We start from the raw sequence: 25283 nt of genomic DNA on the forward strand, positions 1-25283 counted from the left end.
TCCGCATCCGCGTCAACGGTTCCAGAACAGCAAGACCGGCACGCCACCCGGCTGCACACGAAAGCCGCAGGCCCCGCCCCATTGCAGCGGCCATTGCAACGTCTCCGCCAGCGGGCGCTGCAACCAGTACGCCGCCAGCGCCCGCATGCAGCCCGCATGCGTCACCGCCCAGACGCACGAGTCGGGCGCGGGCATGCTTGCTACGGCATCCGCCCACGTCGTCACGCGGGCCAGCAACTCCGCTGCCGATTCCCCGCCATGCGGATTGCCATGCACGAGGTCACGCGCCCAGCGGTCGACTTCTGCGCGGGGGATGTCGTCCCACTGGCAGCCTTCCCAGGTGCCGAAATCGAGCTCCATCAATTGCGCGTCGATCTCGATAGGTGGCAGTTCAGCCGCCTGCGCGATCGCCTGCGCCGTCAGGTGACTGCGTTGCAGCGGGCTGGCCAGCAAACGGTGCGGCGGATGCGCGCTGAGTTTGTCGACGATGGCCGAAGGATGGGGGTCCATCGGATCCTCCAACGGCAGATCGGTGCGGCCATAGCAGAGGCCAGCCGTCATGGCGGGCCGCGCATGCCGGATCAGGATGAAATCCATGCCAACAGCCCCCACAGAATCAGCAATTCGAACACTTGCTGCGCCATCCCCAGGCAATCGCCCGTGATGCCGCCAATGCGGCGCACAAAGTAGCAACCCAGGAGCCAGCGCGCGATGCTCAACCCGACCACGACAAGCACCGCGCACACCCACCCAAACCATAACAACGGGGCGATGCCGAAGACACCCGCCCACAGCGCATCGCTCCAACGCATGCGTTGTGCGACGGGCTTGGCCTTGCCCTCAGCGCGCACGTAATCGTGCGTGAGCAAGTAGCTGACAGCGGCAGCGCGGCTCGCGGCATGGGCCGCCACCATCGCGGCGAGGATCGCCAACCCGTGCGGCGCCATCGCCGTCAGCAGTTGCCACTTGAGCAGGAGCGCCATGCACACCGCAATGGCCCCGAACGCGCCGATGCGCGAGTCGTGCATGATGCGCAGCCGGTCTTCGGGCGTGTAGCCGCCGCCAAAGCCATCGGCGCAATCGGCCAGGCCATCTTCGTGGAAGGCGCCCGTCAACAACAGCGTGGCGACCATCGACACGGCAACCGCCACGCCCGCCGCCGGCACCGTGCGCGACACCAGCCAATACACCGCAGCAGCCACTGCCCCGACCAGCCAGCCGATCAACGGAAAGTAACGCGCCGCGCGATTCAACCCCGCTTGCGAGAACCCCACCGACGCCGGCACAGGGATGCGGGTGAAATACCCGACTGCCGTCCACAACGCCTGCCAGTGCTCTCGCAGGACGTTCATGACGCAGAACGCTCGCTCACGCCTGCGCTGGCAAACGTCGCCATCTCACGCAGGAACGCCACCGCCGACACGACGAGCGGATAGGCCAGCACCGCGCCGGTCCCCTCACCCAAACGCAACGACAACGACAACAGCGGCCGCGCATCGAGCACCTCCAGCAGCGCACGATGCCCGCGCTCATCCGACGCGTGGCCGAAGACGCAGAAGCGCAGCACGGCGGGCGCCACACGTGCTGCTACCAGGACCGCCGCCGTAGCAATAAACCCATCGACGAGGATGACCATGCGCCGCCGGGCTGCTTCAATGACCGCGCCCACCATCGCCGCGATTTCGAATCCGCCAAAGCAAGCCAGCGCATCCAGCGGTTCGCGCGCGTCAGCATGTTTGGCCAGCGCAGCCTCCAGCACGGCGCGTTTATGGGCCACGCCGTCATCGTCCAACCCTGTGCCGCGGCCAACACATTGCGCCACCGGCAGATCGCACAGCCGCGCCATCAGGCACGCGGCGGCAGCCGTGTTGGCGATGCCCATTTCGCCCAGCGCGATGACGTTGGTGCCCAGCCCCGCGTGGTGTGCCACACGTTGTGCGCCAAGTGCCATGGCACGGTCGCGCTCGTCGGCGGTCATGGCGGGCTGCTCGGCAAAGTTGCGTGTGCCGGAACCGATGGGCGCATCGACCAGGCCTGGCGTATCAGGCGTCCATAGCGGCGCGGCCACGCCGGCGTTCACCACTTCCAGCGCAAACCCATGCTGACGACAGAACACGTTGATGGCCGCGCCACCCGCGATGAAGTTGAGCACCATCTGCGCAGTCACCGCCTGTGGATAAGCGCTCACCCCCGCGTGGGCGATGCCGTGGTCTGCGGCAAAGACCACCGTGGCCGGGCGCGTGAGCACCGGCGATTCGGTGTTTTGGATCAGGCCAATCTGCACCGCCAGCGCTTCCAGCCGGCCCAGCGCACCCAGCGGTTTGGTCTTGCTATCCACAATCGCCCGCAAGCGGGTGTTCAGCGTCGGATCGAAGGAAGGGATTTGCATGTCAGACATCGTCATCGGGATCATCCGGAATCAGCGCCGTGCGGTGGCCGTCCGCCACCTCGGCAATGGGGGTGCGCAGCACGCGTGCGCAGTGTTGGGACGTGAGGACATCGGCGACGGGGCCTACAGTGGTATGGCCTTCGCCGTCCATCAACAAGGCATGCGTGCCGAAGCGACGCGCCAGATTCAAATCGTGCACCGTCAGCACTACCAACCAGCCGTGCTTGCGGCAGCCTTCGCGCAGCAGACGGAGCACGGCAATCTGTTGATGCAAGTCGAGGTGTGCAACGGGCTCGTCGAGCAACAGCACACGCGCGTCCTGCGCCACCACGGCCGCCATGGCCACGCGCTGGCGCTCGCCGCCGGAGAGCGTGCGCACATCCCGCTGGGCAAGCGGCTGCAACTGCAGCGCAGACAGTGCCGCATCCACAGCGTGTGTATCGGCATCCCCCTCCCACTCCCAGCGCGCGAGGTGCGGGTGGCGGCCCGTCATCACCACGTCGGCCACGGTGATCGGAAAGGTGTCATGCAGCGTCTGCGGCAAGAACGCCCGGCGGCGGGCCATCGGCAACGCGGGCCAGTCGGCAAGCGGCATGCCGTCGAGCGCAATGGTGCCGCCGTCCGGCGCGCGCAGGCCTGCCAGCACGGAAAGCCACGTCGATTTGCCCGCGCCGTTTGGACCGACAACGCACCAGAGTTGGCCGGCAGTAGCCGTCATCGACAAGCGCTCGATCAACACACGCCCATCCACGGTGACACGCAGATTGTGCAACGCGAATTCAGGCGGCGCGTCCATGCGCGCAAACACGTCGGGCGTGGGCACACGGCGCAGCCAGCTCATCGCCCACTCCGCATCAGCAGGTAGAGAAACGTCGGCACGCCCAGCATGGTGGTGATCACGCCCACGGGCAGTTGCGTCGGGGCGATCAGCGTGCGGGCGATCAGGTCCGCGAGCATCAGCAGACCGCCACCCGCCATCGCCGTGGCAGGCAGGTGGATACGCACGTCGCGCGTCCACGCCAGGCGCACCATATGCGGCACCAGCAGGCCGACAAAGGCGACGGAGCCGGCAATCGTCACCGCCACCGCTGTGCACAGCGAGGCGACCACGTAGATCAGCGCCCGCACGCGCGCCACGGGCACGCCCAGCGCGCGAGCGCGCGTCTCGCCTGTCAGCAGCACGTTCAGATCGCGCGCATGCGGCAGCACCACGGCCACCGCAGCAGCGAGCGCAACTAACGCGCCCACATAACGATCGGCGCCACCCAGGTCGCCGACCATCCAGAAAATCATGCCGCGCAGCTTGTTCTCAGGTGCAACCGTGAGGATCAAGGTAATCAACCCAACCCAGCCAGAGGCCATCACCACGCCGCCGAGCAGCAAGCGCGCATTCGCCTCGCCCGGCTCGCCGCGCCACAGGTGCTGACGCGCCAACGCAGCCACCAGCGCCATCGACAGCAATGCCCCCGCACCAGCGCTAACCTGCACGCCCCACCACGGCAGCGAAAACAGCATCGCCGTGAGCGCCGCCACCGCGCCGCCGCCGGACACCCCCAGCACATACGGATCAGCCAGCGGGTTGCGCAACAGCATCTGCATCAACGCGCCCGCAAAGGCCAGCAGCCCGCCAGCGGCAAATGCAGCGCCCGCGCGCGGCAGGCGCAACTCGGTGACGATGCCTGCAGCCAAGCCATCGCCACCGCCAATCAAGGCCCGCCAAACCTCGGCGGGCGACAACCTCACGCTGCCGAGCATCAACGACGCCACCAGCACCACCACGCACGCGAGCGCCAGCAGCGACCACAGTCGCCAGGCAAAGCCGCGCGCGGGCAGTGCAGATGTGCTCATCGTTTCGGTTCGTGCTGTTGCCACGACAGCGTGAAGAACACCCCACGCGATGCCGTGTTGTACGGATAGATCAACTGGTAGTTCTTGTTCGTCACGTTCTCAATGCGCGCCGACAGCGCCCAGTCCTGCGTGATCTGATATCGGCCAACCACATTCAGCAAGCCATAACCGCCAAGCATTCGGGTCGAATCCCGGCGATCCCCCGCCGCATTCCACTCCACGCCCGCCGAGAACGGCCCAAACGTCTTGTACGCCGATACGCTGCCGAAGTGCCGCGCCCGGCGCGACAGCAGTTGATTGGCCGACAGATCCTGCGGGTTCTGCATGGTAAAGCTGGCACGCAGGTCCACGCCATAGAGCGAACCGCGGTACGAGCTCTCCACCCCATTCACGCGTGCACGGTTGACGTTGGCCGCCGCGCAGTTGAACGACGCGTCGCATACGGCCGTAATCAGGTTGCTGTAGTCGGTTTCAAACGCCGTCACACGCACCAGGCCGATCGCGCTGCTGTATTCAATACCGCCTTCCACCGAGCGTGCTTTCTCCGGCTGCACGTTCGGGTTACCGAAGAACGGGTAGTACAGCTCGTTGAAGCTCGGCGCGCGGAAAGCATTGCTCACACTCGCCACGGCCTTCCACTGCGGGTTGAACGAAAAGCCGTAACCCGCGTAGTAGCTGTTGGCGCCGCCGAAATCCGAGTAGCGATCACGCCGCACGTTCAACTGCAACTGGTGCGGGCCGAACTTGCCTTCGTAGCCAACGTAAGCCGAATCGACATTGCGCGTCGCCACGTCGTAAGCATCACTGTCGATGCTGGTTTGCTGATGCTCCAGACCAATCTTCAGCAATTGGTTGGGCAGGAACGCCCAGTCGTTCTGCCAGCTCGCCGTCTGGTTGCGCGTGTTGAAGCGCGCCGGCGTCTGCAGTACGCCGTTGGTGAAGTTCAAGTTGCGGTCATCGCCCTGCGACAGGGTCACACGCGTCTTCCAGTCCGGCGTGATCTTGCCGTCCACAAACGCCGACATCGAACGCACCACGTTGTGCGACGTATTGATGTCGCTCGGCACACCAAAGGCGTTGTCATAGCTGACATCGCCCCAGGTCTGGAAGTACGTCACCCCTGCCTGCCAGTCCGCCGAGAACCGATGCGACAGCTGCGCCGACACGCTCTTGTTCGTGTAAGGGTTGTCGTTCGGGTTGGCATTGGGTGCCTGCTGCGGGTTCATGGTCGAGAACCCATTGGTCTTGAACTCCGACACCGACACCGCAAACGACGTATCGCCGCCCTCGCCCAGCGAGCCGCTGATGCCCGCCTGCGCACGCTTGGTGTTGCGCGCGCCGTACTCGATCTCGGCATTGGCCAGCGGCGCGTGCCCACGGCCGTTGCGCGTGAAGATCTGCACCACGCCACCGATCGCGTCCGAGCCATAGAGCGCCGACACGTTACCGCGCACGACCTCGATATGGTCGATCTGGTCGGCCATCAGCTGATCGATCTGCGCATTGCCCGACGTGCCGGAACTCACGCGCACGCCGTCAATCAGAATCAGCGTTTGGTTGGAACTTGCGCCGCGCATGAAGAGGCTGGCAGTGGCGCCCGGGCCGCCGCTCTGCGCAATCTCGACGCCGGCCTCGCGGCGCAACAGCGTTACGGCATCGGGTGCTTGCGAACGCTCGATGTCCGCACGGCTGATGACCGTGGTGTGCGGCAGCGCGTCGGACAAGCGCTGCTCGCTCCGTGACGCAGTCACCACCGTCGGATTGAGTTCACCCACTGGCGTGGTCGTTGTCTGCGTATTGGTTTGTGCCAGGGCCGGCGCAACCGCACCCGCCAGAACCCCCGTCAGCGCGCTGGCAAGCGCGCGCGTGGCCGTCTGGGTCTTCCAGAGTGGCCGCTTTGTTATCAAGCTCATGTTGAAAAGAAAGAAGCGTCAGCCGGACCCGTTCCCCCGCAGGTCGTTGGCAGCAGGATCTCGATGCGGTTCCCTCCCAGGTCACACATCGGCTCAGAACCGGTTCATGATCCGTCGCGAGCGGTCCGAGATTGGCCCGAGAAGCGCAGCCGTACATGAGTACGGCGAGCATCGCAGGGCCAAGATCGGGCCGCGCAGTAGGATCGTGAACCGGTTCTTTGAGATCCACCGTCCTGGCCGGTATCCGGGCTGGCGAAGCGGCCTGTCCGCCTTCCCATTCCCGAAGGAACAGTGGCTGTCTGGACAGTCCGCGCGGCGCCCTCCTCTTCTTGCGAGAGATGGCGGGCACACGCGACATTCGCTTACCGTTGCGGGGGCAGCGCAGGTTGGCGCGTCACTTGGGGTGGGCGCTCCCTGCTTCCCGTTTAACTGCAGATGGTGCTGCGGGCACCAGGACGCCGGGCAGTTTACCGGAAAAGGTCTACCCAACAGCCCGGCCGCGCGTTGTGTTTATCCCGTCACCCCGTTACCGCCTCGCTTCGCGCATCCATATGGAGGACAGGCGCAACAGCAACGATCGGCTAAAATCCCCCCACTCGATTCTGATTGACACCCAATGCTGAACGAACTCGAACACCTTGCCGACAAGTTCGCGCGCGTGCTCCGTCACGCCGATGCGCTTGCCGCCGAGAACCAGCGCCTGCGCGCAGAAGTCGAGCGGCTGACCGCAGAAGCCGAAGTCTCCAAGACCGAGCGCGACGCCATGGTCGCCGATCGCAGCGTGCTCAATGCCAAGATCGAAGAAGCGCAACTGCGCATCCAATCGATTCTCGACAAGCTGCCCACGGCCACCGATGCCCGCCAGCTTGACCTCCTCGGCCAGGCCGCCGGCGCCGAAGACACGACGCCCGCCCCCGCCCCGCACTCGGAGTCCTGAGCATGAGCAGCAAGCAAATTGAAGTGAACATCGCCGGGCAGGCCTACAAGTTTGCCGTCTCTGCCGACAACGAAGCCGCGCTGCGTGAAGCCGCCGCCATGGTCGACAACCAGATGACGCGCATCAAGAACGGCTCGAACACCAAGGGCATCGAACGCATCGCCGTCATGGCCGCTATCAGCATCGCATCGGATCTGCTCTCGATGCAGCGCCAGGCCGCCTCCGATGCCGCCCTGCCGATCGACTCCATCCGCTCAAAACTAGTCGAACTGAATGCCCGCGCCGACGAGGCCCTGCGCCAGTACGGAGAAGCCATTTAAGCGGCCTTTCACCCCACGATTGACGCAACACAACGTCTTTGTAACCGGATCGCATCCGGGCTTGGGTTCGGATGCGAAGGGGTGTATAGTGTCACCCAATGGCTACCGGCCAGCTCCCGCAAACCCTTATAACATAAGGCTTTAGCGGCTACAGGGTCAGCAAACCGGTTGCCTGCAATGAATCTCTCAGACGCATCATCATGGCCACCCGTGGTGATGCGTCTGACAGTTTCCCTGCCTGGTTCGCCATGGCCATTAATTCCTTGAACCGATAAGCATTTGCTTGGTGCGGGATATGCCGTGTGGGCGAGCGCGTCTTCCAGCGCATAGCGTGCGACGCAAGTCGTGTGCTCCCTGTGCCGGTGATGTACCCAAAATGCGGCTTCCGCTGCCACTCTGAACCTCACTTGGGTTCAGGATGCGGGTCTAGCGGCCAAGGTGGGGACCCAACAAAGGCGGTAGTGCATGTACGTGCGCTACCGCCTTTTTCTTTGCGCGCTGCCGTTGCGTATGGGTGTCCCGCGTCGCCAATGGCAAGGCCCTAGCGGTGTTGCTATGCTGCGCACACCGTCACTTCCGTACGCCGCCCGTACACCCCAGCCGATGGCCGCCCAATACTGGTTGATGAAGTCCGAGCCTGACGAGGCCAGCATCGACACGCTGCAAACCGAAGGCACCCTGCCCTGGACCGGCGTGCGCAATTATCAAGCACGCAACTTCATGCGCGACCGCATGCGCATCGGCGACGGCGTGCTGTTCTATCACTCCTCATGCCCGCAGCCGGGCATCGCGGGGTTGGCGGAAGTTTGCTCCACCAGCTACCCCGACCCCACCCAGTTCGACGCGAAGAGCCACTACCACGATCCAGCATCCAAACCTGAAGCGCCGCGCTGGATGCTCGTCGACGTGAAGTTCGTGCGCAAATGCGCGCTGATCGACCTGCCCACACTGCGCGCGCAGGAGCCGCTCGCCGACATGACGGTGCTCCAGCGCGGCAACCGCTTGTCGATCACGCCGGTCACACCAGCGCAGTGGCGCTACATCACCACCAAATTGATGCGTGATCCCGAGTGAATCGCCCACCCGCGATTGGTTTTGTTACAAACGTGATGAACGATGCGCCTAGGCGCCGGTCAGACGCATCACATTGCCTTTCTGGGAGAACACAATGAAATCCGTCTTGGCCGCGACTATTTTGGGGACCGCAATGATGACGACTGCTTTCGCACAAGCCGCACCGGAGACGAATCATTCGGGCGCGCATTCAGGCGTACTGTCACTGGACGCGCAGGCCGTGGCAGAAGTGCCCACCGACACCGTCACCCTCACGCTGGGCGCTGAGCAGGAAGGCGCGGACCCTGGCGCGATCTCCACCGCGCTGTCGCGCAAGGCGGACGACGTCATCGCCCAGGCCAAGCGGACGTCGGGCGTGCAGGCGGAAACCGGCGGCTTCAACATCTACCCCAACACCGATCGCAACGGCAAGATCAGCGTCTGGCGCGGACGCGCGGAAGTGCGCATCACGTCGAAGGACTTTGCCGCGGCCTCCAAGCTGGCGGGCCAACTGGCCAACCAGATGCAGGTGCAGAACGTGAACTTCACGCTCTCGCGCGAGGCGCGCACGGCGGCTGAGGCCAAGCTGATCGACCAAGCGGTGAGCGCCTTCCGCGACAAGGCGCTGGCGACCACCAAGCTGTTCGGCTACACGAGCTATACGATCCGCGACGTCCACGTGAGCGAGGGCAGCAACAACCCGGGCCCACGCCCGATGATGGCGCGGATGGCAGCGGCGCCCGCGTCGTTTGATTCGGCCCCGGTGCCCATCGAGGGCGGTAAGGCGCAGGTGACGGTGACGGTGTCCGGCGCAGTGCAAATGCTGAAGTAAGCGGCCACGCGCTCATGAAAAAAGCCACCGAACCCGGTGGCTTTTTCTTTGCGTCGATGCCGCGTCAGGCGTGTGCCTGCGCGTTTGTGCCGTTGCCGCGGGCGCGTCGGTAGGCCCACACCAGCATCGCTATACCCGCCAGGATCATCGGCAAAGAAAGCCACTGGCCCATCGACAGGTTTGCCGCCAGCAGGCCGAGGAAGTTGTCCGGCTCACGTGCAAATTCAGCGGCGAAACGGAACACGCCGTAGCCGAGCAGAAACGCGCCCGACACCGCACCCATCGGCCGGGGCTTGCGCGCATACAGCCACAGCAGAATGAAGAACAGTACGCCCTCGCCCGCGAACTGGTAGAGCTGCGACGGATGGCGCGGCAGCATGTGGTATTGGTCAAACACGGCCTGCAGACCACTCGTGACCGCCTGCTGCGCGTGCGAAAGCAGCCACTCGCGATCTTCGCCCTGGGCCTGCGGGAACATCATGGCCCACGGCAGGTTGGGCGAGGACACACGCCCCCACAGCTCGCCGTTGATGAAGTTGCCCAGGCGCCCCGCTGCGAGGCCGCACGGCACCATCGGCGCGATGAAGTCCGTCACCTGCATCCAGGAGCGGCCGCGCATGCGTGCGTACACCATCATCGCAATGACCACCCCGAGGAAGCCGCCGTGGAAGGCCATGCCGCCCTCCCACACTTTGAAGATGTCGAGCGGGTGGGCGAGGTACCAATCGGCCTTGTAGAACAGCACGTAACCCAAGCGCCCGCCCAGGATCACACCGAGCACACCGTAGAACAGCATGTCGTCGAGATCGCGGCTGGTCCAGCCTTCGGCGGCGATATGCGGCTGGCGCGTGCGCAGCCGGCCGAACCACAGGAACATGATGAATGCCGCCAGATACATCAGGCCGTACCAACGGATGGCGAGCGGCCCGAGATGCAGGGCGACAGGGTCGAATTGCGGATGGATGAGCATGAATCCGGGGGTCAGGTTAAGTGTTCGTGCCCGATGACCGGGTCGGCGTAGCGCGTGGGGAGATAGACCACGACACCCCGCGGCAGGTTGCATCGCGGTGCACGTGGAGACATCCCTGCCGCCGTGCGCGGCATGATAGCCGGGAATGGTGTCAGCGCTGCGGCGTGTGCCGTTGCGTCGAGAGCGCGTCTTCCAGCGCGGCGCCAAGCCACTCCATCAAGCGTGCTTCCAGCGTGCGGGTGAGGTCCGCCGCCAGTTGCTCGGTCAGCAGCGACAGGCGCGACTCCAGCGCCTCGCGGCATTGCGTTTCGATCAGCACCGGCCATTCGGTCTGGAAGCGCCACATCACATGGCCCATCACGCGCGCAGCGTCCGTGCCCGACGGCGGCATGGTGGAGGTCGGCGCCAAGCCTTGCTCGCGCAGCAGGGGCGGAACCACATCAGTGGATTGGACGTGCGCAGGCGGTGCTGCAGCAGGCGCGGCCACGGGCGCAGCGTCATCCAGGTCGACGATTTCCGTCAGAACGGGGATGTTGTTGTCCGCGTGCGATTTGGGATCGTTCATGCGCGCCCCACGTCGTGGTGTTGAATCGGATAGCCCCGGTCGCGGTAGAAGCGGAAGCGGTCTCGTGCGGCGGCGCGGTCTGCATCGTCGTCACCCACGATTTCGATCAGCCGCTCGAAGCGCGCAAACAGCGGCGGCGGCTCGCTCGACAGATTGACGAGGATGTCGTGATGCGGGGCGTCGTCCAGCGGCTCGGAAACGTCGGCCAACAGGATGGGGGTCTGGTCGGCCAGCGGGTGCCGGAGGCCACAATGCGGCAGGAAATCGAGCTGACTGAAGGTCCACAACTGCGTGTCGAACGCTTGCAGCGCCGCTTGATCGCCCACCACGATGACTTTCTGGCCCGCGCCGTAAGCCTTGCGCACGAGCCGGCAGGCGTAGGCCAGCTTGCCGGGCACGTTGCTGTGGAAATCGACGCGGGTCATACGGTGCTTAGCCTCGGATGAATCAACCGCGGTCCATCAGGAAGCGCGTCAGCAGCGGCACCGGGCGGCCGGTGGCGCCCTTGGCCGCGCCGCTCTTCCAGGCGGTGCCGGCAATGTCGAGGTGGGCCCAGTCGTACTTCTCGGTAAAGCGCGCCAGGAAGCAGGCGGCCGTTACGCTGCCGGCCGGGCGGCCGCCGATGTTGCCCATGTCGGCAAAGTTCGACTTGAGCTGTTCCTGGTACTCCTCGTCCAGAGGCATGCGCCAGGCGGTGTCGAGCGATTGCTTGCCCGCTGCGATCAACGAATCCGCGAGCGCATCGCTGCGGGCGTACATGCCCGTATTGATGTGGCCCAGCGCGATGATGCAGGCGCCCGTGAGCGTGGCCACGTCGATCACCACGGCCGGCTTGAAGCGCTCCACGTAGGTGAGCGCGTCGCACAGGATCAGGCGGCCTTCGGCGTCGGTATTCAGGATTTCGATGGTCTGGCCCGACATGCTGGTGACCACGTCGCCCGGCTTAGTGGCGACACCGCTCGGCATGTTCTCGCAGGTCGGCACCACAGCGATGACGTTCTGCTTGAGACCCATCTCGGCCACGGCACGCAGCGTGCCCAGCACCGAGGCCGCGCCGCACATGTCGTACTTCATCTCGTCCATGCCCTCGCCGGGCTTGAGCGAGATGCCACCGGTATCAAACGTGATGCCCTTGCCGACCAGCACCACCGGCGCCTGCTTGGCCGGGCCACCTTCGTAGCGCAGCACGATAAACTGCGGCGGCTCTTCGCTGCCCTTGGTCACGGCCAGGAAGGCGCCCATCTTCAGGGCTTCGATCTGCTTGCGGCCGAGCACTTCGACCTTGAGCTTGAATTCCTTGGCGATCTGGCGAGCGGTGTTGGCCAGGTACGTCGGCGTGCAGATGTTGGACGGCAGGTTGCCCAGGTCACGCGTCAGGTCCATGCCGTTGGCGATGGCGGTGCCGCGGGCGGCGGCCACGCTGGCAGCCTTGGCATCGGCTGCCGACACGGCCAGCACGACCTTGCGCAGGCCGTTGGAGGCACCATTCTTGTCGCGCTTGCTCTTGAGCTCAGGATGGCGCTCGATAAAGCGGTAGCTGGTTTCGCGGATGAGCGTGACGGCGGTCAGCACGGCCCAGGCGGTGTCCTTGTCGCGCGCGGCATGCTCGGTGAGCGTCCACGTCACGTTGGCGGCCTTGGTGCCGGCCAGCGCGCGCAGTGCGGTGCGCACGGCTTCGGCGTAGGCGCGGTCGGTGAAGTCAGCTTCCTTGCCGAGGCCGACCAGCAGCACGCGGGCGGCGCCCACGCCGGCCACTTCGTGCAGCAGCAGCGACGTGCCGCGCTTGCCTTCAAAGTCGCCCAGCTTGATCAGGCGGGTGACCAGGCCCTTGGTGGCCACGTCCAGCGCCTTGGCGGCGCCGGCCAGGGTCTGCGACTCGAACAGACCGATCACGAGGCAATCGCTCTTGGCCGCCAGGGCGCCCGCTTTGGCCCAGTCCAGGGCTTTTGTGCTAAATTCCATCGCGCTTCTCTCTATGAGGCGAGTCAACGAAAGCCCACATTATCCGCGATTTTGCGCGGGGGCTCCGATGGAACCCAGATGGGGCACCTATCGTCCCAACTGCGGTCCCAACCTGGGTCTAGACCTCGCCCTCCCTTCCAGCATCCGCATGATTTTCGAACAAGCCCTGCGACGCGAGCTGTCCTTCACCGCCGGCGCCGTCTTCCTCGTGCTGCTGACGTTCATGCTGACCACTCTGGTGATCCGCATTCTCGGCATGGCCGCCAACGGCGAGGCCAACCCGAACGACGTCCTGCTCCTCATCGGCCTGGCCTCGCTGGGCTATCTTGCGATTCTCTTGTGCGCCACGCTGTTCATCTCGGTACTGCTGGTGCTCACGCGCTGGTACAAGGACTCCGAGATGGTGGTGTGGTTCACCTCGGGTATCAGCCTGACCGATTTCATCCGCCCGGTGCTGCGCTTCTCGCTGCCGTTCATCGTGCTGGTGGCGCTGCTGGCGCTGTTCGGCTGGCCGTGGGCCAACCAGCAGAGCGCGCTGTTCCGAGACCGCTTCGAGCAGCGCGACGTGCTGTCGATGATCTCCGCCGGCCGCTTCATCGAGCCCGCGCACGGCAACTACGTGCTGTTCATCGAAGGCGTCGATAGCGGCATGAAGCACGCCCGCAACCTGTTCGTCGCCAACGCGGAACAAGACAAGATCGGCGTGGCGCTGGCCAAGACGGGCGAGTTCACGACCACGCCCAACGGCGATCGCTTCGTGGTGCTCGACAAGGGCCGCCGCTATGAAGGCACGCCCGGCAAGCTGGACTACCGCATCGTCGAATTCGACAAATACGGTGTCAAGGTGGCCAACAAGCCGCCACAGACCGACGCCAACCTGCCGACCAAGAGCCGCTCGACGGCGGACCTGCTCTCCAATCCGACACCCGAAAACCTTGGTGAACTGGTCTGGCGGATCGGCCTGCCCCTGCTGGCGCTGAACTTCGTGCTGATCGCCATTCCGCTGGCGTACGTCAACCCGCGTCTGGGTCGTTACACGCCCATGATCTTTGCCGTACTGATCTACCTGACGTATTCGAACCTGCTGAACCTGTCGCAGGCGTGGGTTTCGCAGGGCAAGATGAACGTGTTCATGGCCTGGTGGCCAATCCACTTGGCGGCATTCATCTGCGCGATGCTGCTGTTCCGCTTCCGCCATTACAGCGCGGCGGGCCTGAAGGGCATCTTCGCCCTGCTGGGCTTTGCACCCCGTTCGGCACAAACCAAGGCGGGTGCGTGATGAAGATGCCGGTCTACGAGAAGTACTTCGCGCGCCAGATCTACGGCGTGTTCGTCTTCATCCTGTTTGCGGTGCTGGCGCTGTTCATCTTCTTCGACATGCTGGGCGAACTGGGCTCGGTGGTCGGACGCTACACCACGCTGATCGCCTTCTTCCACGTGATGCTGCAAGCGCCGACGCGCGTGTATGAGGTGATTCCGGTGGCGGCGCTCATCAGCGCCATCTACGTGTTCTCGCAGATGGCGAGCCAGTCGGAGTTCACGATCTTTCGCGTGGCGGGGCTCGACACCAAACGCGCGCTGCTGTCGCTGTTCAAGATTGCGCTGCCGCTGGCACTGGTGACGTACATTTTTGGTGAATTCATTGGCCCGAAGGCGGAGGAATACGCGCAGAAGGTCCGCCTGGAAGCGCTGGGCGCGACGGTGTCGGCGGGCTTCCGCTCTGGCGTGTGGGTGAAGGACCGCGGCCCCGCCAAGCCGGACGGCAGCGGCGGTGAAGTCACGCGCTTCGTCAACGTGGGCAGCCTGCAGCCGGATCAGTCCATCAAGGGCTTGCGCATCTATGAATTCGATGCGGACTATCGACTGAGTTCGATTCGGGTGGCGCAGCAGGCGCGCTATCAAGGCCACCAGAACTGGCAATTGAGCGACGTCACCGAGACGCATTTCATCGAATTCCCGCGCAAAGCTGGCTCGGTGACGCCGCAAGACACGGTCCAGGCCGTGCCGGGCGCGCCCGATGCACTGGCCCCCGATTTCCGTGGCGAGCAGGTCAAGCTGCCGCAGCAGGAGATGCGCTCCGAGCTTACGCCGCAGATCTTGTCGGTGCTGATGGTGACGCCTGACCGCATGGCCACGCTCGACCTGTTCCAGTACATCCGCCACCTGCGCGACAACAAGCAGGACACGCAGCGCTACGAAATCGCCCTGTGGAAGAAGGTGGTCTACCCCTTCACCGTGCTGGTGATGATGGCCTTGGCCCTGCCCTTTGCGTACCTACATGCGCGTGCCGGCGCGGTCGGCCTGAAGGTGTTCGGCGGCATCATGCTGGGCCTGTCGTTCCAGTTGGTGAACAACCTGTTTTCACACGTCGGCCTGCTCAATACGTGGCCGGCCATCTTTACCGCGATCGTGCCTGGCGCCTTGTATCTCGCGCTCGCACTCGTATCGCTGCGCTGGGTGGAGCGCCACTGATGGCCACGCGCGCGCTCGTTCTGTTTGCACACGGCGCGCGCGATGCCCGCTGGCGCGAGCCGTTTGATCGCTTGAAAGAGCGGCTCTCTGCTCAGCAACCTGGCGTCGATGTTCGTCTCGCCTTTCTCGAATTGATGACGCCCGATCTGCCGGGCACGATTAACGATCTGGCCGCCAGTGGCGCGCAGAGCGTCACGGTCGTGCCGGTGTTCTTCGGCCAGGGCGGCCACTTGCGGCGCGATCTGCCCGCACTGGTTGCGCAGTGTGCGCAGACCCACCCCTCCCTTTCCATCCGCTGCGCGGACGCCGTTGGCGAGGACGACGCCGTGCTTGACGCCATCGCCGGGTACTGCGTGCGCCAACTCGGCTGAGCGATCTCTTACTGCGGCTCGGCGATGCGCGCAAAACGCGCATGCACGTTGTTCTCGACGTGAAAGCCGTGGGTATCGAACTCCACCAGCTCCAACGTCAGCCCAAGGTAGCGGCGCGCGAACACGTCCGCAAGATGCGCACGCACCGCGCCGAACATCTCCGCACAGACCGGCCCTGTCACCGCTTTGGGCCGCCCCGCCTTGATGCGGAACGTCACGTGGATGAACGCATCGTCTTCCGCGCCGTCGGCCATCCGATAGTGCTCCAGCCGCAACGCACGCGTGCGGATGCCGCCGATGGGAAACGCATTCGCATGGCCGATGAGGACGTCATTGACCACGCGCATCAACTCCGGAATGCGCGCATCCGTTTCGACATTGGCGGTGTATTCAATGATGATGTGCGGCATCGCAGGGGCATTCGGAAGATGGGATGAGGTGATTAACGCGCCACAGCGGCTTCAGTGGACAGCGCCGTCTCGAGTGCATCCACTACCCGCGCCAATCGGCCAAGCGACGGGGCACGTTGAACGCAGACATCCCACTCGGCCGGCGCCGAGGCCAGCCGATGCAGGGACAGCGCCCCCTCGGCAATCTGGGCGCCAATCAGCCGCACAGGCGCAAAGCCCAATCCAAACCCCTCGGCGACCAACGCGTGCTGCAACGGCACGGATTGCACCTCGGCGGCCACGTTTGGCGTCAGGCGATCGGCCTCGTAACGGCCCAGCAGCCAAGCCCGCATCTCGCAGCCGGCGGGGTTCAGCACCCAGGCCTCGTCCCGCACCTGCGCCATCGACAGCGCGTGCGGCAGCTTGCGTGCCGGCGCGGCAATCAGGCCCACGGGTTCGGTGCCGATGACGCGGATGTCCGCATCCGTGTGGTGACCTCGCGCAATGGACGGCGCCAGCCACAGCGCCGCATCGAGTTCGGCGCGTTTGAGGCGTTCGCGCAGCACACCGCCCCACTCGCAGCTCAGCCGAAACGAGACGCCCGGATAGCGCTCCCGCAACCCCGACAGCAGCCGCGCAAACCGGGCATCACCCACCGCGTGGCTCACGCCTACGCGCAGCACACCCTCGGGTTCGCCGCTGGCGCGCACGCTGCCCCGTAGCGCTTCGAACTCCCCGACGATGGTGCGGCAGCGTGCCAGCACGGCCTCGCCTTCCGCCGTGAGCCGGAACGGCTTGACGCGTCGATCGAACAACACGGTATCGAGCGCGCGCTCCAGCCGCTGAATCTGCTTGGTGACGGCTGGCTGCGTGAGCGGCAGGTGCTCGGCCACGCGGGCGATCGACCCGGTCTGTGCCAGCAACACGAAGGTACGCATCTCTTCAAGCATGACAACATTCCCAATCGTTATGTTCAGCCTGAACAAATTGAATTGGATTCATCTTAAGCGACGCGCCACAGTATCGCCAGACGCCCTTTCGCATTGCGTTTTCCTTCACTCCCATCGCGAGAACACCATGAAAGCTCTGGCACTGACCGACGGCTACGGCATCGACGCCCTGCGCACCATCGAGCGCGACGACCCCACGCCCGAGCCCGACGAAATCATCGTGCGCACCCGCGCCGCATCGCTCAACTACCGCGACCTGGAGATCGTCTCCGGCACGTTTTTCACGCGCTTTCCACTGCCGCTGATTCCGCTGTCGGACGGCGTGGGCGAGGTGGTGGCCGTGGGCAAAAGCGTCACGCGCGTGCGCCTTGGCGACCGTGTGGCCGGCACGTTCTGGCAGCGCTGGGATGGCGGCGATTTTCGCAACGCCGATACGCGCCGCATGCTCGGGGGCCCCATCGACGGGTGGCTCGCAGACACCATCCGCCTCGACGCGGGCGGCGCGGTGGTCGTGCCGCCGCACCTGAGCGATGCCGAAGCCGCCACCCTGCCCTGCGCCGGCCTGACCGCATGGCATTGCCTGATCGAAGCGGGCAGCCTGCAGCCGGGCGAGACCGTGCTCGTGCAAGGCACGGGCGGTGTGTCGATGTTTGCGGTGCAGTTCGCGCTGATGGCCGGGGCGCGCCCTCTCGTGCTATCGAGCAGCGACGCCAAGCTGGAACGCGTACAGATGGTGGGCGTGCCCGAATCCGACACGATCAACTACCGCACCACACCGGACTGGCACAAAGCCGTGCTCGCGCGCACGGATGGCCGCGGCGTCGATCACGTCATCGAAGTGGGCGGCGGCGGGACGCTACAGCGCTCATTGAAGGCGCTGCGCGTGGGCGGACAGATTCACCTGGTCGGCTATCTGGCGGGGCGTGAAGGCGGCGTGAGTCCGTTGGAGATCTTTGCGCGCAAGGCGGTGATCCGACCTGCGTCGGTCGGCTCGCGGGCGTCGTTTGAAGCGATGAACCGGGCGCTCGCAGTGCACGGCTTGCACCCGATCGCCGATCAGGTACTGCCGTGGCAGAACGCACCGGAGGCGTTCCGCATGATGAAAGCCGGGAACGTCTTTGGAAAGCTGGCGCTGGCGTTTTGAGCCGAGCTCAGGCGGCCAGGACGTGGCGCTCGCTGGCGGGCACGTGCGGTGCCGCTGCCGTGGCCCGAGCGGCAAATGCATCGCCGATCATCAACAGGCTCGGGTGCTCGGGGTTGATCCACCCGGCCGCCGCACCATCGGCCATCTGCTGCAACGTGAAGCACGCCGAGCGTTGCTCGGGCGTGGTGGCAGCTTCGACCACCCACGCAGGCGTGGAAGGCGCACGGCCACGGGCGATCAAATCGGCCGCAATGGAGGCAGCCTGATCGCGGCCCATGTAGTAGACGAGCGAATCGGCTTGTGCAGCGGCTTCGGGCGTCACACCTTCGGGCTGCAGTGTGTCTGGGTCCGCTGCCTTGGCTTGGGTGACAAACGCCACGCTGCGGGCCACGCCGCGCTTGGTCAGCGGCTGGCGAATAGCTGAGGCTGCGGCCAGCGCTGCGGTAATGCCCGGCACGACTTCGTAGTCGATGCCGGCCTGTTCCAGCGCCTGCAGCTCCTCGTCGGCGCGACCGAACAGCATCGGGTCACCGCCCTTGAGACGCACGACGCGCTGGTACTTGGTCGCCAGATCAACGAGCTGGCGGTTGATGAAGCGCTGCGCGGTCGAACGCTTGCCGCAGCGCTTGCCGACCGCAATCAGCACCGCCTGCGGGCAGTACTGGAAAACCTCGGGCGAGACCAGGGCGTCGTGCAGCACGACCTCGGCTTCGCCCAACAGCCGTGCACCGCGCACCGTGATGAGGTCCGCGGCGCCGGGGCCCGCACCAATCAGGCTTACGCGGCCGAGCGTCTTGTGGGTCTTCGCTTCCATTTGCCTAGTTTCCTTTGCTTTTTCCTGCGGGGCGCAGCTTACCGCGCCCCTTCACTTTAGGAAAATGCACGGATCATGCCTGCCGCCACCGTATGGTGCGTCGCTTCGTCCACCAGGATGAACGCGCCGGTGGCGGGGTTGTCGCCATAGGCATCGCAGACGATCGGCTTCTGCAGGTTAATGTTGACCGTACCGATGTCATTCAGCGCAATCTGCTTGCGGCCGGTTTCGTGCGATAGCGTATGCACGTCCAGCACGCGCTCGACTTCCGACACGCGCGCAAACACGGTGGCGGTCGTGTGCTTGAGCACGTACTTGCGGGCCGGGTTCAGCTCGTGTTCGTCGAACCAGCACAGGTCGGCGTGCAGCTTCTTGGCAGCATTCGCCGCCGTGGTGGGCACTGCGACGATGGTATCGCCGCGCGAGATGTCCACGTCGTCCGCCAGGCGCACGGTGATGGTCTCGCCGGGGCCCGCAGAATCAGCCGCGCCGTTCGGCGTCAGCACTTCAGCGACCGTCGTTTCGCGGTTGGCGGGCAGCACGCGCACGGCCTGGCCGACGCGCACGGTGCCAGCTTCCACGCGGCCCATGTAGCCACGGAAGTCATCTGCCTGCGAGCCATCCTGGCGTGCCACGAGCTGCACGGGGAAGCGCAGTGCGTCGTCGCCGGTCGGCGCTGTCTCTTCCACCTTCAGGTCTTCCAGCAGCGCCAGCAGCGGCTCGCCTTGGTACCACGGCATGGCTTCGGAGGCGTGCACGATGTTGTCACCGCGCAGGGCGGACACCGGCACGTAACGCACATCACGCAGGCCGAGTTGCGCGGCCAGTGCGTCATAAGCAGTGCGGATTTCGTTGAAGCGCGCTTCGCTGTAGTCGATCAGGTCCATCTTGTTGACGGCAACGATCACGTGCTGCAGCTCCAGCAGCTTGACGATGGCCGAATGGCGCTTGGTCTGGGCCAGCAGTTGCGCCTTGCCGTCCACGGTCGTCACGCGGGTGACGTCGATCAGGATGATGGCGGCGTGCGCGGTCGAGGCGCCCGTCACCATGTTGCGCGTGTACTGCTCGTGACCCGGCGTGTCGGCAATGATGAACTTGCGGCGCGCGGTCGAGAAATAGCGGTATGCCACGTCGATCGTGATGCCCTGCTCGCGCTCGGCTTCCAGGCCATCGGTCAGCAGCGAAAAGTCGATGTCTTCACCGGCGGTGCGCTTGTTCTTCGCCTTGGTCAACGCTTGCAACTGGTCGGTCAGCACGGCCTTGCTGTCGTACAGCAGACGGCCGATGAGCGTGCTCTTGCCGTCGTCGACGGAGCCAGCGGTGATGAAGCGCAGCAGCCCTTGGTGCGATGTTTGGTTGCTCATGATCAGAAATACCCTTCCTTCTTGCGCTTTTCCATCGAGGCTTCGCTCGTCTGGTCGTCCATGCGTGTGGCGCCGCGTTCAGTGATCTCGGTGATGGCCGTCTCGGCGATGATCTCGGCCGGCGTGGCAGCCGTGCTTGCCACCGGGCACGTGCAGCTGATGTCGCCCACGGTGCGGAAGCGCACGGACAGGACTTCGCTCTCGTCGCCATCGGCCTTGGGCGTGATCGGCGTGACCGGCACCAGCAGACCGTTCTTGCGCACGACTTCACGTTGATGCGCGTAATAGATCGGCGGCAGAGCGAGGTTCTCGCGGGCGATGTATTGCCACACGTCGAGCTCCGTCCAGTTTGAGATCGGGAACACGCGCATCTGCTCGCCTTGCGCCATGCGGGCGTTGTACAGGCTCCAGAGTTCGGGGCGCTGGGCCTTCGGGTCCCACTGGCCGAACTCGTCGCGGAACGAGAAGATGCGCTCCTTGGCGCGGGCCTTCTCTTCGTCCCGCCGGGCGCCGCCCATCAGGGCGTCAAAGCCGTGCGATTCGATCGTCTCGAGCAGCGTGACGGCTTGCGCAGCGTTACGCGAATCGGTTTCCTTGCGCAGACGCACGGTGCCGCGCTTGATGGAATCTTCCACATGACCAACCACCAGGCGTGCGCCCAGCTCTGCCACGCGCTGGTCGCGGAACTGGATCACTTCCGGGTAGTTGTGACCCGTGTCGATGTGCACCAGCGGGAACGGCAGTTCGATCTTGCGATCGCCCAGGCGGAAGGCCTTGAGCGCCAGGTGCAGCATGACGATCGAATCCTTGCCGCCGGAGAACAGCAGCGCCGGGTTGCGGCACTCGGCCACCACCTCGCGGATGATGTAGATCGACTCGGCTTCCAGCCAGTCGAGGTGCTCGTTCTGCACGGGCGTCAGTGCCGTGCCGGGGATTTCGCTCATGACTCCCATGTTCCTTTCCTTAGCTCTTTTGCGACACGTTGGTCGCATGCAAACCGCATTCTTTGCTATCGCGCGATTCCCACCACCAGCGGCCGGCGCGGACATCTTCACCAGCACGCACCGCGCGCGTGCAGGGCTCGCAGCCGATGCTGGGGTAGCCCTTGTCGTGCAGCGCGTTGGTGGGCACGTTGTGCTGCTCCAGGTAGGCCCAGACTTCGGGCTCGGACCAGTCGAACAGCGGGTTGTACTTGGCGATACCGCGGGCGTCGTCGTCTTCGGCAAACGGCAGGTCGGCACGGGTGACGGCCTGCTCACGGCGCTGGCCCGTGAGCCATGCATCGGCGTCTTTCAGCGCGCGATTCAGCGGCACCACCTTGCGGATGTTGCAGCAGGCCTTGCGCAGCTCGATGCTGTCGTAGAACGCGTTCAGGCCGTTGTCGCGCACGTAGGCTTCCACTGCGCGGGCGTCCGGTGCGTACTGTTCGATTGCGTAGCCGTAGTGCTCGCGGATGCGGTCGAGCATCGCCAGCGTTTCGGCATGCAGGCGGCCGGTCTGCAGCGTGAAGATCGGCAGGTGCGCGCGCACGGCTTCCGGGCTGCGCAGAATCGCATCCGTGACGACCATGTCCTCAGCGGCCAGGCTGGTGGCGAACTTCGCTACGCCGTGCTTGGCGGCAATCTCGGCCAGGCGCTCGAACAACGCGGCTTCCTTGGCGGCCAGTGCTTCGGCGGTGCCCGTGTAAACAGGACGCGTCCACAGCACCGGGCGCCCGATCGCGGACACCGGCACTTCGGACACGGCGATGTCTTGCGTGTCGCTCATGCTGCGCTCGCCTCGGTCGCACGCTCACGGCGGAACAGCGGACGCGGCTCGTTGACGGCACCCTGGTAACGCACGCTGATCTCGCCGAAGCCGTTCAGCGCATCGTCGATGCTCTTGTCGGCGCGCACGGCGTAGGCGTCGAAACCGCAGCGGCGCATGAAATCCAGTTGATCGCGCAGCACGTCGCCGATGGCGCGCAGCTCACGCGTGAAGCCCAGGCGCTGGCGCAGCAGGAACGCAGTGCTGTAGCCGCGACCATCGCGGAACACAGGGAAATCCACCGCTACCAGCGACAGGTTCGGCAGGTCGCCTTCCAGCGCAAACGGCTCGTCATCCGGAGCCAGCCACACGGCCAGCGTGCCGGCGCGGGCGCGGCTCAGCAGCGCGTCGCGGTTGGCTTGCCAGAAGGCTAGCGGAACGATGGCGTGCGCGGCGGCATCCACATCGGCTTGCGTCAGCTCACCACCTTCGGGAGCGCGCAGCGCCGTCCACTCGTCGGCCACGATTTGCGGGGCACCGTTTTGCAGCTTGATGATCTTGCTCATGTTCGTTTCCCTCGGCTTAGGCTTCTTCACGGGCGTAGACGCGTTCCTTGAACGGGGCCATGCCGATGCGGTTGTAGGTGTCGATGAAGCGTTCGTCTTCCGTGCGGTTGGCGACGAAGGTATCGATGATGCGTTCGATCACGTCAGGCATTTCTTCCGCTTTGAACGACGGGCCGATGATTTTGCCGATCGCCGAATCGTTGCCCTGCGCGCCGCCCAGCGACACCTGATACCACTCTTCTTCGTGCTTATCGACACCCAAGATGCCGATGTTGCCGACGTGGTGATGGCCGCACGAGTTGATGCAACCCGAGATGTTGAGCGACAGCTCGCCCAGGTCGTGCACGTAATCGAGATCGTCGAAGCGCGCTTGAATCGCCTGTGCGATGGGGATCGACTTGGCGTTGGCCAGCGAGCAGAAGTCGCCGCCCGGGCACGCAATGATGTCGGTCAACAGGCCAATGTTGGCGGTGGCCATGCCGTGTTCCTTGGCGAGTTGCCACAGGTCGAACAGATCGTGCTTCTTCACGTCCGGCAGGATCAGGTTCTGCTCGTGCGCCACGCGCAGCTCACCGTAACCGAAGCGCTCGGACCAGTCGGCCACCAGCGCCATCTGCTCAGCCGTGGCATCGCCCGGGGGCAGTGCCGCGCCCGGCTTGAGCGACAGTGTGACAGCGGCATAGCCCGGCACGCGGTGCGGATGCACGTTGCGGCTCACCCAGCGCGCGAACGCCTTGTTCTCCAGCAGCGCCTTTTCGTAGCCAGCGTCGGTGTCGGCCAGCTTTTCATAGGCGGGCGGCGCGAAGAACTGCGCCACGCGGTCGAACTCGGCCTGCGTGATGGTCGACGGGCCGTCCTTGATGTGCTGCCACTCTTCTTCCACCTGGCGGGCGAATTCTTCTGCGCCGATGGCCTTCACGAGAATCTTGATGCGTGCCTTGTACTTGTTGTCGCGGCGGCCGTAGCGGTTGTACACGCGCACGGCAGCTTCGATGTACGACAGCATGTGCTGCCACGGCAGGTCTTCCTTGATGATCGCGCCCAGGATCGGCGTACGACCCATGCCGCCGCCGGCGAGGATGCGCAGCAGCGTCTGGCCGTCCTTCTCATAGGCGTAGACGCCGATATCGTGCAGTTGCGTGACGGCGCGGTCTTCGCGCGAGGCCGACACGGCGATCTTGAACTTGCGCGGCAGGAACGCGAATTCAGGGATGAACGTCGACCATTGGCGCAGGATTTCCGCCAGCGGACGCGCATCGATCACCTCGTCCGGCGCCACGCCGGCGAACTGGTCGGTCGTGATGTTGCGGATGCAGTTGCCCGAGGTCTGGATGGCGTGCATTTCCACCGAGGCCAGCTTGCTCAGGATGTCCGGCACCTCTTCCAGCTTGATCCAGTTGTACTGGATGTTCTGGCGCGTGCTGAAGTGGCCATAGCCGCGGTCATGCTCGGCGGCGATGTGGCTGAGCATGCGCATCTGGTTGGCACGCAGGTGGCCATAGGGAATCGCCACGCGCAGCATGTAGGCGTGGCGCTGGTAGTACAGGCCGTTTTGCAGGCGCAGCGGCAGGAACTCTTCTTCCGTCAGCTCGCCCGAAATGCGGCGACGCACCTGGTCGCGGAACTGCTCAACGCGGTCGGCGACAAGGCGGTGATCGTAAGCGTCGTATTGGTACATGACTGTTCAGTCCAATCCGGTCTGTGCCGGCGTGCAATTCAATTTGGGGGAAAGCGATTCGTTATGTGGCTGCTGCCGTCGGTTCAACGACAGCAGCAACAACCAAGCAGGGTCGGCATGACATTGCGAACGTTGCGCATCACGACACCAGCTTGATGGCCGTGACCGTCAGCGTGGCGGCAAGCGCGCCGCGCACCAGACGTTCCGGCAGATTCTTGGACAGGCGCGCCCCCAGCCAGATACCCGGGATGGAGCCCACCAGCAGCGACAGCAGCAGGTTCCAGTCGATCGTGCCCAGGTACATGTGGCCAAGGCCCGCGACGGCAGTCAGCGGCACGGCGTAGGCGATATCGGTGCCGGCCACTTCGGCGCTCTTCAATTCGGGGTACAGGATCAGGATCAGCGTCGCGCCCACGGCACCGGCGCCGATGGACGACACGGTCACCAGTACACCCAGCACCACCCCGACGAATACCGTGGCCGCGGCCAGTACCGTGCCTTGCAGACGATAGCGCGGGTTGCGGGCCAGCCAGCCCAGCACGCGCTGGCGGAACAACAGCGAAATCACTGTCAGGATGACCGACACGCCAATCGTCACGCGGATGATGTGCATCCACTCGGCATCCAGATTGCCCACGCTCTTGAGCACCAGCACCGTCACCAGCGCGGCGGGAAGGCTGCCCAGGCAGAGCCGCTTGACGATGTCCCAGCGGACATGGCCGTGGCTGCGGTGGGCAATCGTGCCGACGCCCTTGGTCAGCGACGCAAACGCCAAGTCAGTGCCCACTGCGGTGGCCGGCGAGAAGCCGAACATCAGCGTCAGCAGCGGGGTCATCAGCGAACCGCCGCCCACGCCCGTCAAGCCGACCAACAGGCCGACCAGCAAACCGGAAACCGTATAGGCAAGCGTCATAGCGCGGGGAAAAAGGGACAGTGAGGGCGTGTTATCACGGAGTTCGAGCATCGTAATGACGCTGCCTCATATCGCAAACCAATAAAA

The 25283-nt window shown here is 64.9% G+C and carries 27 protein-coding genes, 1 other RNA gene and 1 riboswitch; of the genes, 9 read left to right on the top strand and 19 right to left on the bottom strand.

The features are described from left to right. Positions 1–12: 12 nt before the first annotated feature. From cobC to ACS7SF_RS04395, 6 genes are read right to left on the bottom strand one after another with little or no spacing between them, the layout of a single operon-like run. Positions 13–597, bottom strand: coding sequence for an alpha-ribazole phosphatase (gene cobC / locus ACS7SF_RS04370; protein WP_439891845.1), 585 nt, complete (start codon positions 595–597; stop codon positions 13–15). Further along, complete coding sequence (locus ACS7SF_RS04375; protein ID WP_439891846.1) at positions 582–1352, bottom strand: adenosylcobinamide-GDP ribazoletransferase; 771 nt, start codon at positions 1350–1352, stop codon at positions 582–584. The genes cobC and ACS7SF_RS04375 overlap by 16 nt, the downstream gene beginning before the upstream one ends. Further along, on the bottom strand, positions 1349–2404 hold the full coding sequence (gene cobT / locus ACS7SF_RS04380) for a nicotinate-nucleotide--dimethylbenzimidazole phosphoribosyltransferase (protein WP_439891847.1): 1056 nt from the start codon (positions 2402–2404) through the stop codon (positions 1349–1351). Before cobT ends, ACS7SF_RS04375 begins: the two co-directional genes overlap by 4 nt. After that, the gene (locus tag ACS7SF_RS04385; RefSeq protein WP_439891848.1) at positions 2391–3230 is read right to left on the bottom strand and encodes an ABC transporter ATP-binding protein; all 840 of its coding nucleotides are present in this window, start codon (positions 3228–3230) and stop codon (positions 2391–2393) included. The genes cobT and ACS7SF_RS04385 overlap by 14 nt, the downstream gene beginning before the upstream one ends. Next, positions 3227–4237: a FecCD family ABC transporter permease gene (locus ACS7SF_RS04390; RefSeq protein ID WP_439891849.1), complete on the bottom strand. Its 1011-nt coding sequence runs from the start codon at positions 4235–4237 to the stop codon at positions 3227–3229. Before ACS7SF_RS04390 ends, ACS7SF_RS04385 begins: the two co-directional genes overlap by 4 nt. Continuing rightward, the gene (locus ACS7SF_RS04395) at positions 4234–6150 is read right to left on the bottom strand and encodes a TonB-dependent receptor domain-containing protein (protein WP_439891850.1); all 1917 of its coding nucleotides are present in this window, start codon (positions 6148–6150) and stop codon (positions 4234–4236) included. The genes ACS7SF_RS04390 and ACS7SF_RS04395 overlap by 4 nt, the downstream gene beginning before the upstream one ends. A gap of 218 nt (positions 6151–6368) precedes the next feature. After that, positions 6369–6620: riboswitch (cobalamin riboswitch) on the bottom strand. Positions 6621–6766: 146 nt separating this feature from the next. Here ACS7SF_RS04395 and ACS7SF_RS04400 point away from each other — a divergent pair. The 5 genes from ACS7SF_RS04400 to ACS7SF_RS04420 all read left to right on the top strand — a co-directional run bounded on the left by ACS7SF_RS04400 (position 6767) and on the right by ACS7SF_RS04420 (position 9292). Further along, a complete protein-coding gene (locus tag ACS7SF_RS04400) occupies positions 6767–7087 on the top strand; it encodes a hypothetical protein (RefSeq protein ID WP_439891851.1) in 321 nt (106 codons plus the stop codon). A gap of 2 nt (positions 7088–7089) precedes the next feature. Continuing rightward, positions 7090–7407, top strand: coding sequence for a cell division protein ZapA (locus ACS7SF_RS04405; RefSeq protein ID WP_439891852.1), 318 nt, complete (start codon positions 7090–7092; stop codon positions 7405–7407). A gap of 228 nt (positions 7408–7635) precedes the next feature. Further along, a non-coding RNA gene (ssrS, locus tag ACS7SF_RS04410) (6S RNA) lies at positions 7636–7856 on the top strand. 154 nt (positions 7857–8010) lie between these two features. After that, complete coding sequence (locus tag ACS7SF_RS04415) at positions 8011–8481, top strand: EVE domain-containing protein (RefSeq protein WP_426394480.1); 471 nt, start codon at positions 8011–8013, stop codon at positions 8479–8481. A 94-nt stretch (positions 8482–8575) separates the two neighbouring features. Further along, on the top strand, positions 8576–9292 hold the full coding sequence (locus ACS7SF_RS04420; protein ID WP_439891853.1) for an SIMPL domain-containing protein: 717 nt from the start codon (positions 8576–8578) through the stop codon (positions 9290–9292). A 64-nt stretch (positions 9293–9356) separates the two neighbouring features. Here the strand turns inward: ACS7SF_RS04420 and lgt are convergent, their stop codons facing one another. The 4 genes from lgt to ACS7SF_RS04440 all read right to left on the bottom strand — a co-directional run bounded on the left by lgt (position 9357) and on the right by ACS7SF_RS04440 (position 12789). Continuing rightward, positions 9357–10262, bottom strand: coding sequence for a prolipoprotein diacylglyceryl transferase (gene lgt, locus ACS7SF_RS04425; protein WP_439891854.1), 906 nt, complete (start codon positions 10260–10262; stop codon positions 9357–9359). A gap of 151 nt (positions 10263–10413) precedes the next feature. Then, positions 10414–10827: a DUF2486 family protein gene (locus ACS7SF_RS04430; RefSeq protein WP_439891855.1), complete on the bottom strand. Its 414-nt coding sequence runs from the start codon at positions 10825–10827 to the stop codon at positions 10414–10416. Next, positions 10824–11252, bottom strand: coding sequence for a DNA polymerase III subunit chi (locus ACS7SF_RS04435; RefSeq protein WP_439891856.1), 429 nt, complete (start codon positions 11250–11252; stop codon positions 10824–10826). The genes ACS7SF_RS04430 and ACS7SF_RS04435 overlap by 4 nt, the downstream gene beginning before the upstream one ends. Before the next feature lie 22 nt (positions 11253–11274). Then, entirely contained in the window at positions 11275–12789 is a 1515-nt protein-coding gene (locus ACS7SF_RS04440; RefSeq protein WP_439891857.1) for a leucyl aminopeptidase, read from the bottom strand. A gap of 148 nt (positions 12790–12937) precedes the next feature. Here ACS7SF_RS04440 and lptF point away from each other — a divergent pair, with 148 nt between their 5' ends. From lptF to ACS7SF_RS04455, 3 genes are read left to right on the top strand one after another with little or no spacing between them, the layout of a single operon-like run. Beyond that, positions 12938–14068 (top strand): LPS export ABC transporter permease LptF, encoded by a 1131-nt coding sequence (lptF, locus tag ACS7SF_RS04445; RefSeq protein WP_439891858.1) that lies wholly within the window; start codon positions 12938–12940, stop codon positions 14066–14068. Continuing rightward, on the top strand, positions 14068–15261 hold the full coding sequence (gene lptG, locus ACS7SF_RS04450; RefSeq protein ID WP_439891859.1) for an LPS export ABC transporter permease LptG: 1194 nt from the start codon (positions 14068–14070) through the stop codon (positions 15259–15261). The genes lptF and lptG overlap by 1 nt, the downstream gene beginning before the upstream one ends. After that, a complete protein-coding gene (locus tag ACS7SF_RS04455; protein ID WP_439891860.1) occupies positions 15261–15632 on the top strand; it encodes a sirohydrochlorin chelatase in 372 nt (123 codons plus the stop codon). Before lptG ends, ACS7SF_RS04455 begins: the two co-directional genes overlap by 1 nt. Before the next feature lie 8 nt (positions 15633–15640). On the opposite strand, the gene ACS7SF_RS04460 is transcribed toward ACS7SF_RS04455, so the two are convergent. Both ACS7SF_RS04460 and ACS7SF_RS04465 read right to left on the bottom strand, forming a co-directional pair. After that, positions 15641–16042, bottom strand: coding sequence for a 5-carboxymethyl-2-hydroxymuconate Delta-isomerase (locus ACS7SF_RS04460; RefSeq protein ID WP_439891861.1), 402 nt, complete (start codon positions 16040–16042; stop codon positions 15641–15643). A gap of 32 nt (positions 16043–16074) precedes the next feature. After that, the gene (locus ACS7SF_RS04465; RefSeq protein ID WP_439891862.1) at positions 16075–16971 is read right to left on the bottom strand and encodes a LysR family transcriptional regulator; all 897 of its coding nucleotides are present in this window, start codon (positions 16969–16971) and stop codon (positions 16075–16077) included. Between the two features lie 127 nt (positions 16972–17098). On the opposite strand from ACS7SF_RS04465, the gene ACS7SF_RS04470 reads away from it, so the two are divergent. Next, a complete protein-coding gene (locus ACS7SF_RS04470) occupies positions 17099–18115 on the top strand; it encodes a zinc-dependent alcohol dehydrogenase family protein (protein WP_439891863.1) in 1017 nt (338 codons plus the stop codon). 7 nt (positions 18116–18122) lie between these two features. Here the strand turns inward: ACS7SF_RS04470 and cobA are convergent, their stop codons facing one another. From cobA to ACS7SF_RS04505, 7 genes are all read right to left on the bottom strand, one after another. After that, positions 18123–18929 carry a uroporphyrinogen-III C-methyltransferase gene (cobA, locus tag ACS7SF_RS04475; RefSeq protein WP_439891864.1) on the bottom strand — a complete coding sequence of 269 codons (807 nt, stop codon included), beginning with the start codon at positions 18927–18929 and terminating at the stop codon, positions 18123–18125. A 56-nt stretch (positions 18930–18985) separates the two neighbouring features. Continuing rightward, the gene (locus ACS7SF_RS04480) at positions 18986–20293 is read right to left on the bottom strand and encodes a sulfate adenylyltransferase subunit 1 (RefSeq protein WP_439891865.1); all 1308 of its coding nucleotides are present in this window, start codon (positions 20291–20293) and stop codon (positions 18986–18988) included. Between the two features lie 2 nt (positions 20294–20295). Beyond that, a complete protein-coding gene (gene cysD / locus ACS7SF_RS04485; protein ID WP_048934575.1) occupies positions 20296–21246 on the bottom strand; it encodes a sulfate adenylyltransferase subunit CysD in 951 nt (316 codons plus the stop codon). A gap of 10 nt (positions 21247–21256) precedes the next feature. Continuing rightward, positions 21257–22060 (bottom strand): phosphoadenylyl-sulfate reductase, encoded by an 804-nt coding sequence (locus ACS7SF_RS04490; RefSeq protein WP_439891866.1) that lies wholly within the window; start codon positions 22058–22060, stop codon positions 21257–21259. Further along, entirely contained in the window at positions 22057–22605 is a 549-nt protein-coding gene (locus ACS7SF_RS04495; protein ID WP_439891867.1) for a DUF934 domain-containing protein, read from the bottom strand. The genes ACS7SF_RS04490 and ACS7SF_RS04495 overlap by 4 nt, the downstream gene beginning before the upstream one ends. Before the next feature lie 16 nt (positions 22606–22621). After that, on the bottom strand, positions 22622–24283 hold the full coding sequence (locus ACS7SF_RS04500; protein WP_439891868.1) for a nitrite/sulfite reductase: 1662 nt from the start codon (positions 24281–24283) through the stop codon (positions 22622–22624). A 139-nt stretch (positions 24284–24422) separates the two neighbouring features. After that, entirely contained in the window at positions 24423–25196 is a 774-nt protein-coding gene (locus tag ACS7SF_RS04505) for a sulfite exporter TauE/SafE family protein (RefSeq protein WP_439891869.1), read from the bottom strand. Between the last annotated feature and the right edge of the window lie 87 nt (positions 25197–25283).

Source organism: Ralstonia sp. 25C, assembly GCF_051904805.1.
Taxonomy (GTDB): Bacteria; Pseudomonadota; Gammaproteobacteria; order Burkholderiales; family Burkholderiaceae; genus Ralstonia.

Bases quoted from the DNA above. Each gene is read 5' to 3' on its own strand.
- ACS7SF_RS04505 (WP_439891869.1), bottom strand. From the start codon at position 25,196: ATGACGCTTGCCTATACGGTTTCCGGTTTGCTGGTCGGCCTGTTGGTC.
- ACS7SF_RS04490 (WP_439891866.1), bottom strand. From the start codon at position 22,060: ATGAGCGACACGCAAGACATCGCCGTGTCCGAAGTGCCGGTGTCCGCG.
- lgt (WP_439891854.1), bottom strand. From the start codon at position 10,262: ATGCTCATCCATCCGCAATTCGACCCTGTCGCCCTGCATCTCGGGCCG.
- lptG (WP_439891859.1), top strand. From the start codon at position 14,068: ATGAAGATGCCGGTCTACGAGAAGTACTTCGCGCGCCAGATCTACGGC.
- ACS7SF_RS04375 (WP_439891846.1), bottom strand. From the start codon at position 1,352: ATGAACGTCCTGCGAGAGCACTGGCAGGCGTTGTGGACGGCAGTCGGG.
- cysD (WP_048934575.1), bottom strand. From the start codon at position 21,246: ATGGGAGTCATGAGCGAAATCCCCGGCACGGCACTGACGCCCGTGCAG.
- lptF (WP_439891858.1), top strand. From the start codon at position 12,938: ATGATTTTCGAACAAGCCCTGCGACGCGAGCTGTCCTTCACCGCCGGC.
- ACS7SF_RS04460 (WP_439891861.1), bottom strand. From the start codon at position 16,042: ATGCCGCACATCATCATTGAATACACCGCCAATGTCGAAACGGATGCG.
- ACS7SF_RS04495 (WP_439891867.1), bottom strand. From the start codon at position 22,605: ATGAGCAAGATCATCAAGCTGCAAAACGGTGCCCCGCAAATCGTGGCC.
- ACS7SF_RS04440 (WP_439891857.1), bottom strand. From the start codon at position 12,789: ATGGAATTTAGCACAAAAGCCCTGGACTGGGCCAAAGCGGGCGCCCTG.
- ACS7SF_RS04415 (WP_426394480.1), top strand. From the start codon at position 8,011: ATGGCCGCCCAATACTGGTTGATGAAGTCCGAGCCTGACGAGGCCAGC.
- ACS7SF_RS04435 (WP_439891856.1), bottom strand. From the start codon at position 11,252: ATGACCCGCGTCGATTTCCACAGCAACGTGCCCGGCAAGCTGGCCTAC.
- ACS7SF_RS04500 (WP_439891868.1), bottom strand. From the start codon at position 24,283: ATGTACCAATACGACGCTTACGATCACCGCCTTGTCGCCGACCGCGTT.
- cobA (WP_439891864.1), bottom strand. From the start codon at position 18,929: ATGGAAGCGAAGACCCACAAGACGCTCGGCCGCGTAAGCCTGATTGGT.
- ACS7SF_RS04395 (WP_439891850.1), bottom strand. From the start codon at position 6,150: ATGAGCTTGATAACAAAGCGGCCACTCTGGAAGACCCAGACGGCCACG.
- ACS7SF_RS04480 (WP_439891865.1), bottom strand. From the start codon at position 20,293: ATGAGCAACCAAACATCGCACCAAGGGCTGCTGCGCTTCATCACCGCT.
- ACS7SF_RS04400 (WP_439891851.1), top strand. From the start codon at position 6,767: ATGCTGAACGAACTCGAACACCTTGCCGACAAGTTCGCGCGCGTGCTC.
- ACS7SF_RS04420 (WP_439891853.1), top strand. From the start codon at position 8,576: ATGAAATCCGTCTTGGCCGCGACTATTTTGGGGACCGCAATGATGACG.
- ACS7SF_RS04455 (WP_439891860.1), top strand. From the start codon at position 15,261: ATGGCCACGCGCGCGCTCGTTCTGTTTGCACACGGCGCGCGCGATGCC.
- ACS7SF_RS04470 (WP_439891863.1), top strand. From the start codon at position 17,099: ATGAAAGCTCTGGCACTGACCGACGGCTACGGCATCGACGCCCTGCGC.
- cobC (WP_439891845.1), bottom strand. From the start codon at position 597: ATGGATTTCATCCTGATCCGGCATGCGCGGCCCGCCATGACGGCTGGC.
- cobT (WP_439891847.1), bottom strand. From the start codon at position 2,404: ATGACGATGTCTGACATGCAAATCCCTTCCTTCGATCCGACGCTGAAC.
- ACS7SF_RS04390 (WP_439891849.1), bottom strand. From the start codon at position 4,237: ATGAGCACATCTGCACTGCCCGCGCGCGGCTTTGCCTGGCGACTGTGG.
- ACS7SF_RS04405 (WP_439891852.1), top strand. From the start codon at position 7,090: ATGAGCAGCAAGCAAATTGAAGTGAACATCGCCGGGCAGGCCTACAAG.
- ACS7SF_RS04430 (WP_439891855.1), bottom strand. From the start codon at position 10,827: ATGAACGATCCCAAATCGCACGCGGACAACAACATCCCCGTTCTGACG.
- ACS7SF_RS04465 (WP_439891862.1), bottom strand. From the start codon at position 16,971: ATGCTTGAAGAGATGCGTACCTTCGTGTTGCTGGCACAGACCGGGTCG.
- ACS7SF_RS04385 (WP_439891848.1), bottom strand. From the start codon at position 3,230: ATGAGCTGGCTGCGCCGTGTGCCCACGCCCGACGTGTTTGCGCGCATG.